At 63.1% G+C, this 9,279-nt stretch carries 1 protein-coding gene; it reads left to right on the top strand.

Annotated features, from left to right (window positions below):
- Nucleotides 1–765 precede the first annotated feature (765 nt).
- Nucleotides 766–9,084, top strand: coding sequence for a beta strand repeat-containing protein (locus GR183_RS21520; RefSeq protein ID WP_160777750.1), 8,319 nt, complete (start codon nucleotides 766–768; stop codon nucleotides 9,082–9,084).
- Nucleotides 9,085–9,279: the final 195 nt, after the last annotated feature.

Genomic DNA, 9,279 nt, shown 5'->3' with positions numbered 1-9,279 from the left:
CGCGCTCCAGGACGAATACGAGCTTCTGGCCACGATCGGCACGCTGGTGGAAAGCCTCCAGATCGCCTCAAGGTAGGCGTTATCCGAGACGACCCAAATTCCACTCGGCACGCCGCGCTGTCGAGGTGACGCCCTGCACAGCGTTTGGCCAGATGTCGAATGCAAGTGCGGGGCTTTGTCGAGCTCGCATGCGTATAAATAATTGCAAGTACGAGTTTATTGAATTTTATAATTGTATGTATAAATAAAAAATGTTCAATATACAGATTATATAGGTTGTAAAATATAATTATAATTTGCGACTTTAAAACAAAACCTCAATAAAACTATAATAAGATTTAATAAAAAAGCCTTATAAACACAATATTAACCATAATATAATGTATTTTAACCAACATTATGAAGATTTCTACAGAATAACAGGAACGTGAACGGTAGATTTCCAAAAAAAAAGTTAAAAATTCGTTACGGAAATATCAAAGGTTGTGCTTGTTCGGAGGAGCGCTCGCCCACGGAGATGCGGCACGAAATTCATCGTCATCGTCATCGCCACTTGCCATGGGTTCCAGGCGGAGCACGGCGGTGGATATGCGCAGGGTATCGATAGAGGCCGAGGTGCCCAGGAATGGTCGCGGCCTTTCGAATTCGATTCCGTGAGTTCCTCCATGTCGCTGCGCGATTCGAGGCGCCGAAGTCTTTTGGAAGCGCAAATTTTGAAGTTCCGAGCGAATCGGGATTTCCAGGCTTGGTTTTGAAGGGAAAGTCATGGCGACGGTAATTGTCGAAAAAGCTGGTGCACTCTCACACGAGCTTGAACTTGTCGAACAGGAAACCGTCCTCGAAATAGAAAGCGGAAACAAGATCGAAGTCGCCGATGCCGAGATAGTTCTCAGTACTACCGAAGGCGATGATTTGTTTCTTGTGCTGTCTGATGGCAAGACCCTTAAGCTTGACGGATTTTTCGCTCAAGATGGCGATGAGCCCGTCGAAGTTTCTGCCGGTGACAGAAGCTTCACGGCTTCCGAGGATCTGCGTGCTGAATTACTCGCCAACCTTCCCGCCGACGATGGGCGTGCGGTCGAATCGACGAGCTCGATCGGAGCCCAAGGAGTTCCGGCAAGCGGATATTCGCGTGCGCCTGAAGTTGTAAATGAATCGCGCGGCGTTGATCCTGCCGACCTTTTTCCAGAAGATCTGCCAGCGCTCGAACCGCTCCGGACACTAGCTCGCGCCGACTTCGATCGGCCGGCGACGACGCCGTTGATTGCCAACGCACTCGAAGGCGGCGATCAAGGCACCAACGATGCGCCTGTGGCTGTGGCGGATACGGCCTCCACTCTGGAAGACGCGGGCGCGGTCACGGGCAACGTTCTTGCCAACGACACGGATGTCGACGGCGACGCGCTTCAGGTAAGCGGCGGTGCGGGCACGGTTACAGGCACCTACGGCACGCTGACGCTGAATGCCGACGGCAGCTATTCCTACGTGGCCGACCAGGCGGCGGCGCAGGCGCTGGCCGAGGGCGAGACTGCGAGCGATGTCTTCAGCTACGAGGTCTCCGACGGCAACGGCGGCACGGATACGGCGGCGCTGACCGTCACCGTCACCGGCACGAACGATGGGCCTGTGGCTGTGGCGGATGTCGCCTCTGCGACGGAGGATGCGGGCGCGGTCACGGGCAACGTGCTGGCGAACGACACGGACGGCGACGGCGATGCGCTGTCGGTGGTCGCCTCCGGCAGCTTCACGGGCACCTACGGCACGCTGACGCTGAACGCCGACGGCAGCTATTCCTACGTGGCCGACCAGGCGGCGGCGCAGGCGCTGGCCGAGGGGCAGACGGCAACCGACACGTTCACGTATGAAGTCGCTGACGGCAACGGCGGCACGGACACGGCCACGCTGACCGTCACCGTCACCGGCACGAACGATGCGCCTGTGGCTGTGGCGGATACGGCCGCCGCTCTGGAAGACGGCGGCGCTGTTTCGGGCAACGTTCTTGCCAACGACACGGATGTCGACGGCGACGCGCTTCAGGTAAGCGGCGGCGCGGGGACGATTACAGGCACCTACGGCACGCTGACGCTGAACGCGGACGGCAGCTATTCCTATGTCACCGACCAGGCGGCGGCGCAGGCACTGGCCGAAGGCGAGACTGCGAGCGACGTCTTCAGCTACGACATCTCCGACGGCAACGGCGGCACGGACACGGCCACGCTGACCGTCACCGTCACCGGCACGAACGATGCGCCTGTGGCTGTGGCGGATACGGCCGCCGCTCTGGAAGACGGCGGCGCTGTTTCGGGCAACGTTCTTGCCAACGACACGGACGGCGACGGCGATGCGCTGTCGGTCGCCTCGGGCAGCTTCACGGGCACCTACGGCACACTGACGCTGAACGCGGACGGCAGCTATTCCTACGTGGCCGACCAGGCAGCGGCGCAGGCGCTGGCCGAGGGCGAGACTGCGAGCGACGTCTTCAGCTACGACATCTCCGACGGCAACGGCGGCACGGATACGGCGACGCTGACGGTGACGGTGACGGGCACGAACGATGCGCCTGTGGCTGTGGCGGATACGGCCTCCACTCTGGAAGACGCGGGCGCGGTCACGGGCAACGTTCTTGCCAACGACACGGATGTCGACGGCGACGCGCTGTCTGTTGCCTCGGGCAGCTTCACGGGCACCTACGGCACGCTGACGCTGAATGCCGACGGCAGCTATTCCTACGTGGCCGACCAGGCAGCGGCGCAGGCGCTGGCCGAGGGCGAGACCGCGAGCGACGTCTTCAGCTACGACATCTCCGACGCCAACGGCGGCACGGATACGGCGACGCTGACGGTGAGGGTGACGGGCACGAACGATGTGCCTGTGGCTGTGGCGGATACGGCCTCCGCTCTGGAAGACGGCGGCGCGGCCACGGGCAACGTGCTGGCGAACGACACGGATGGCGACGGCGACGCGCTTCAGGTGAGCGGCGGTGCGGGTACGGTTACAGGCACCTACGGCACGCTGACGCTGAACGCGGACGGCAGCTATTCCTATGTCGCCGACCAGGCGGCGGCGCAGGCACTGGCCGAAGGCGAGACTGCGAGCGACGTCTTCAGCTACGACATCTCCGACGGCAACGGCGGTACAGACACGGCCACGCTGACGGTCACCGTCACCGGCACGAGCGATGGGCCTGTAGCTGTGGCGGATACGGCCTCCGCGCTGGAGGACGCGGGCGCGGTCACGGGCAACGTGCTGGCCAACGACACGGATGTCGACGGCGACGCGCTTCAGGTAAGCGGCGGTGCGGGCACGGTTACAGGCACCTACGGCACGCTGACGCTGAATGCCGACGGCAGCTATTCCTATGTGGCCGACCAGGCGGCGGCGCAGGCGCTGGCCGAAGGCGAGACTGCGAGCGATGTCTTCAGCTACGAGGTCGCTGACGGCAACGGCGGCACGGATGCGGCGACGCTGACGGTGACGGTGACGGGCACGAACGATGGGCCTGTGGCTGTGGCGGATACGGCCGCCGCTCTGGAAGACGGCGGTGCTGTTTCGGGCAACGTGCTGGCGAACGACACGGACGGCGACGGCGACGCGCTTCAGGTGAGCGGCGGTGCGGGTACGGTTACAGGCACCTACGGCACGCTGACGCTGACGCTGAACGCGGATGGCAGCTATTCCTACGTGGCCGACCAGGCGGCAGCGCAGGCGCTGGCCGAGGGCGAGACCGCGAGCGACGTCTTCAGCTACGAGGTCGCTGACGGCAACGGCGGCACGGATACGGCGGCGCTGACCGTCACCGTCACCGGCACGAACGATGGGCCTGTGGCTGTGGCGGATACGGCCTCCACTCTGGAAGACGCGGGCGCGGTCACGGGCAACGTGCTGGCGAACGACACGGATGTCGACGGCGATGCGCTGTCGGTTGCCTCGGGAAGCTTCACAGGCACCTACGGCACGCTGACGCTGAATGCCGACGGCAGCTATTCCTACGTGGCCGACCAGGCGGCGGCGCAGGCGCTGGCCGAAGGCGAGACTGCGAGCGATGTCTTCAGCTACGACATCTTCGACGGCAACGGCGGCACGGACACGGCGACGCTGACGGTGACGGTGACGGGTGCGAACGACGCCCCGTCGATCGTGTCGCCGTCCGCATTCACGGTTGCGGAGAACACGGCTCCCGTCGGCACGGTGGCGGCGCGCGACGCGGACACCGGAGCCTCTCTCGGCTATTCGATCACCGGCGGAGCGGATGCGGCGCTGTTTGCGATCGATCCGGATACGGGCGCGCTTCGCTTCGTCTCCGCGCCGGATTTCGAGGCGCCGGGCGATGCCGGCGGCGACAACACCTATGAGGTCGAAGTTTCGGCCTCGGACGGCAACGGGGGCGTGGCGGTCCAGACGGTCCGGGTGACGGTCGGCGACGTCAACGAGGCGCCGACGGCGCTGACGCTGGCGGGGGGCACGGTGCGTGAAAACTCGGCCGCCTTTACGCCCGTCGGCACACTTGGCACCGCCGACCCGGATGCGGGCGAGACCTTCACCTACCGGCTGGTCGACAGCGCGGGCGGCCGGTTCACGCTCGATGGCGCGACGCTTCGAGTTGCCAACGGGGGGTCTCTGGACCATGAGGCGGCGCCCAGCCATGACGTGACGGTCGAGGTCACCGACAGCGGCGGTAACACGCGCCAGGAAACCTTCACGATCTCGGTCGAGGATTTGAACGAAAGGCCGACCGACATCACCCTGTCGAATGTCAGTGTCGAAGAGAATTCGGCTGACGGGACGGTCATCGGTACACTTGGCGCGATTGATCCAGACGCCGGCGAGACCTTCACCTATACGCTGCTGGACGACGCCGGCGGACGGTTCCAGATCGACGGCGACGAACTGCGTGTCGCCGACGGCGGGTTGCTCGACTTCGAGACGGCGCAGAGCCATCAGGTGACGGTACAGGTGCGCGACAGCGGCGGCAGCACGCGCCAGGAGACCTTCACCATCGGCGTGACGGATGTGAACGAAGCAACGCTTCCTCCGGCGGACCCCGGCGATATCGACGGTTCGAACGGCTTCGTGTTCAATGGCGCTTCAGGCAGCGATCAAAGCGGCCATTCCGTCTCGTCCGCGGGAGACATCAACGGCGACGGCTTTGACGATGTGATTATCGGCGCTCCGGGCAATGGAGCCGGCCAAGCCCATGTCGTGTTCGGCAGGGCCGATTTCAGCGCTCTGGGAACGATCAACGCGGATTCGCTGGGAGGCATCGGCTTCACGATCAACGGTGCCGTTGCCGGGGATGGGGCAGGCATTTCCGTGTCATCGGCAGGGGACGTCAATGGCGACGGCATCGCCGATCTGATCATCGGCGCGAACGATGCGAACAACGCGGCGGGACGAAGCTATGTCGTCTTCGGTGGCGCCGGTATCGGAGCCGGAGGGACGATCGAACTTTCCGCGCTCAACGGGTCAAACGGCTTCGTGCTGAATGGCGCCGCCGCGGGAGACGAAAGCGGCATATCCGTTTCTTCCGCCGGGGATGTGAATGGCGATGGCATCGACGACCTGATCGTCGGGGCGCGTCTGGCGGACCCATCGGGCAGAACGAATGGCGGCCAAAGCTATATCGTGTTCGGCGGTGGCGATATCGGCGCGAGCGGCTCGATCAATGCCTCCTCGCTGAACGGGACGACAGGCTTCAGGCTTAATGGCGGCTCATCCGAACGCTCCGGCATTTCTGTCGCGGCGGCGGGCGATATCAATGGCGACGGTATCGACGATCTGATCGTCGGCGCGAATTTCCACGGCGATCCGGACCGCGATGGTGCTGCCTATATCATTTTCGGCGGGCAGAATTTCTCAGCCGACTTCGACCTCACGGCCGTCAACGGCAGCAATGGATTCCGTCTCGATGGCTTCAATCTCGGCAGGGCGGGAAGCTCGGTGTCCGCGGCCGGGGATATCGACGGCGACGGTATCGAGGATTTCATCGTCGGCGCTCCCAATGGCGGCGATGCCGCCTTCGACAACAACGGACATGCCTATGTGGTCTTCGGTGGCCAGGATTTCGCGTCGATAGCGGGCGGGGACGGTGCGGTAGACCTCGCATTGATAAACGCTGCCGGCTCATCGGGTCAGCTACGCGGTTTCCGCATTGAGGGTACGGCCAACTTCGATGCTCTCGGTAATTCGGTCGCGGCCGCCGGCGACATCAACGGCGATGGCATCGGGGACCTGATCATCGGAGCCGACAATCGCAACGGGCGCGCCTATGTGGTTTTTGGCGGGCAGGCCTTCGCCAGCGTGATCGACGCGGACACGATCGGCGGGAGCGGGCCAAATGGATTCGTGCTTGACGGCCTGCAGAGCGGCGACCGATTTGGCTATTCGGTTTCTTCGGCCGGAGATGTGAACGGCGACGGCTTCGATGACCTCGTGATCGGAGCAAGGAGCGCAGATCCAAACGGTGCTTCAAGCGGACAAAGCTACGTCATTTTCGGCGGTGATTTCACCGGCGGGGTCACGGTCGGTACGAGCGGAGCGGATACGCTTGCCGGCAGTTCAGCCGCCGATCAGCTCGTCGGCGGGCTTGGCAACGATACGCTCGTTGGTGACGGTGGGGCGGATGTGCTCTCCGGCGGCGCTGGCGATGATACGCTCACGATCGGCGATGCCGATTTCGTGCGGGTCGACGGCGGTGGCGGCAGCGACACGTTGCGGCTGGGGGCCGGGTTCGATCTCGATCTGACGGCGATTTCGAACACGCGCCTCGACAGTATCGAGACGATCGATCTTGGCTCGAACGGCAACCGGCTAACGCTGAACGCCGAGGATGTCTTCGACATCAACGGCGCGGCGGGCAACGTGCTGACGGTCGATGGCTCCAGCGGCAACGTAAGTTTCGCGGGACTTGCCGCGGATCATCCGCTTGCCGGCGGAACTTGGGCGGCAAGCGCGCAGCAGCCGACCGCGGGCTATACCGCTTATGAATTCATGGTCGATGGCGAAGTCCGGGCAACGGTGAACGTCGCGGACGGATTGACGGTCGACGGGTTGACGTCGCCCGTCAGCGCGCAGGTGCCCGCGCCGGTCGATCTCGGCGATCTTGACGGCTCAAACGGCTTCGTGGTTATCGGTCAGGGCGGGGACGAGGGCGGCACCTCGGTTTCTTCCGCCGGAGATATCAACGGCGACGGCTTCGACGACCTGATCATCGGCGCTCCTGGCAACGACAGGGCCTATATCGTCTTCGGCACGAATGAAGCCGTTGGAACGAACGGCATACTCAATGCCTCGGCCCTGAATGGCACGAACGGTTTCACCTTGAGAGGCAGCGAGAGGGATACCGGCCTGTCCGTATCATCCGTGGGCGATATCAACGGCGACGGTATCGCCGACCTGATCGTCGGTGCGCCGGGCACGTTCGACTCTCCGGGCACAAGCTATGTCGTCTATGGCGGGCAGGCGTTCGGCTCCGAGGTCGTTCTGTCCGGCCTAGATGGAACGAACGGCTTTACGTTGACGGGCCCGGGCCGCTCCGAAAGCGGCTATTCCGTATCCTCCGCCGGCGATGTGAACGGCGACGGTATCGACGATCTCATCATTGGCGGAAACCGTGCCGACCCTTCCGGCCGGACGGATGCCGGCCAGAGCTATATCGTCTTCGGCGGCCAGAATTTCGGGTCCGGCTTCAGTCTGGCCAGCCTGGATGGATCGAACGGCTTCATAATCACGGGCGGGGATGGCGAGCGCCTTGGCGGCTCCGTATCGTCGGCTGGAGATATCAACGGCGACGGCATCGATGATCTGATCGTCGGCGCACCCAGGTACGGCGGCCTTTTCAACGAACATGGCGCTGCCTATGTCGTGTTCGGAGGACAGGCACACGGCGGGGAACTCGACGTTCAGAACCTGGACGGCACGAACGGCTTCCGGTTGAATGGCTTTTCCCTTGCTCGTGCCGGATATTCGGTTTCCTCAGCCGGTGACATCAACGGAGACGGCATTGCCGATCTGGTCATCGGCGCGGCCCGTGCGGATGATTCCCCGCTTTCCAACAATGGCCAGAGCTTCGTGGTGTTCGGGGGGCAGGATTTTGCCGCATTGGCCGCCGATGGCGATATCGACCTTCAAACGCTGGGCCAGGCTGGCAATTCGCAAGGGTTCCGGATCACCGGCGGATCGAGTGGCGATCTGCTGGGTTCTTCCGTCTCTTCGGCTGGGGATGTCAACGGCGACGGGATTGATGATCTCATCGTCGGCGCTTCGGGCGCGGACAGCCTGACGGGTAGCGTCTACGTGCTCTTCGGCGGGCAGGCTTTCGGCAACAACATCGCGGCGGATTCCATCGGAAACGGCGGTCCCGACGGTTTCGCGCTGGATGGTCTCGCCCCGTTCGGGCGAGCGGGGACGTCCGTTTCCTCTGCCGGCGATGTGAATGGCGACGGCTTCGACGACCTGATCGTCGGCGGGCGTGGCGATGGCACAGCAGACAATTATTCGGGCCGGAGCTACGTTATTTTCGGCGGAAACTTCTCCGGCGGGGTGACCATCGGGACGGACGGTAACGATACGCTCAACGGTTCTGCGGGCGCGAACCAGCTCGTCGGCGGGTTGGGCAACGACACGCTCGTCGGTGCCGGCGGGGCGGATGTTCTGTCGGGCGGCGCTGGTGACGATACACTGACAATTTCCGACGGAAGCTTCGTGCGTATCGATGGCGGGGCGGGATCGGATACGCTGCGCTTCGATGCGCCGATCGATCTCGACCTCACGGCGATCTCCAACGGCAGGATCGATGGCATCGAGACCGTCGATCTTGCGAACGACGGCGGCAACAGCCGGCTGACGCTCAACATCGAGGACGTCTTCGACCTCAACGACACGGCGGGCAACGTTCTGGAAGTGCTGGGCGATACCGGTGATACCGTGGATTTCGCGACACTTGCCGGTGGGCATCCGAACGCGGGTGGCGTGTGGTCCGCGGGCACAGACAACGGCGCGAGCACCGCGTATGAGTATATGATGGGCGGCGAGGTTCTGGCGACGGTGACCATCGACAACGACGTGAATGTGACGGGCGTCGTGTAAGCGCCGGAACTCCGGTGCGGCGGGTCGGGCGTCATTCGGTTTCGTGCTGCGGGGCGGCAAGCCCTTCCCGCACGCCGTCAGGCCTTGCGCTATGATGCGTGCCGATACAACAATACGTCTGATTTGAATTGGGGAGTTATTCCTTGACGGAGCAGAAGCCGGTCTTCGAGATCACCACCTCGCGCCAGTTCGAGA

The sequence above is a fragment of the Stappia sediminis genome, from assembly GCF_009826895.1.
GTDB lineage: Bacteria > Pseudomonadota > Alphaproteobacteria > Rhizobiales > Stappiaceae > Hongsoonwoonella > Hongsoonwoonella sediminis.
This window is presented reverse-complemented; position numbering and strand designations above follow the sequence as displayed.

Coding starts and splice junctions, on each gene's coding strand:
- GR183_RS21520 (WP_160777750.1), top strand. CDS start 766: ATGGCGACGGTAATTGTCGAAAAAGCTGGTGCACTCTCACACGAGCTT.